The sequence below is a fragment of the Streptomyces milbemycinicus genome (genome assembly GCF_002154605.1).
GTDB classification, from domain to species: Bacteria; Actinomycetota; Actinomycetes; order Streptomycetales; family Streptomycetaceae; genus Streptomyces; species Streptomyces milbemycinicus.
In genome coordinates this window covers 1-662 of the sequence record NZ_MUNE01001317.1, presented here as the reverse complement: position 1 = coordinate 662, position 662 = coordinate 1, and the positions used below count along the sequence as shown (strand labels likewise).

Genomic DNA, 662 nt, shown 5'->3' with positions numbered 1-662 from the left:
CCCCCCGCTTTCCCCCGTGTCCCCCGTTCATCCTCAGGCGACAAGCTCGCCGAAGGACTCCTCCTCGTCACGGCCGAAGCTGAGGGCCTCGTCCTCGCGCAGCCGGCGCAGCGAGCGCCAGATGCCGCTTTTGACCGTTCCGACACTGATATTGAGAATGTCCGCGATCTCCGGGTCCGTCCGGCCCTCGTAGTAGCGCAGCACCAGCATCGTGCGCTGCAGCTCGGGCAGCCGGGCCAGGGCCTGCCACAGCACGGCGCGCAGCTCGGTGCCGCGCATCGCGTCGTGGTCGCCCGCCGTCTCCGGCAGCTCCTCCGTCGGGTACTCGTTGAGCTTGCGCCGACGCCAGGCGCTGATGTGCAGATTGGTCATGGTGCGGCGCAGATAGCCGCCGACCGCCGCCTTGTCACTGATCCGGTCCCAGGCCCGGTAGGTCGAGAACAGCGCGCTCTGCAACAGGTCCTCGGCCTCGAACCGGTCACCGGTCAGGTGGTAGGCGGTGGCGTACAGGGAGGCGCGGCGCTCTTGGACGTAGGCGGTGAACTCCACCTCCGACGCCTCGCACCGCTCCCCCGATGCCTCCCCGTACGAGCTTCCCCTGCTTCCTCCGCGGCCCCCCTGGTCCGCGAAGCCCCCCTCTTCCTTGGAGCCGGCCGGCTCCA

At 69.8% G+C, this 662-nt stretch carries 1 protein-coding gene; it reads right to left on the bottom strand.

Going from position 1 to position 662, the window contains the following annotated elements:
- Positions 1-33 precede the first annotated feature (33 nt).
- The coding region (locus CCN51_RS52835; protein ID WP_245881926.1) for a SigE family RNA polymerase sigma factor at positions 34-662 on the bottom strand (629 nt) is incomplete at its 5' end.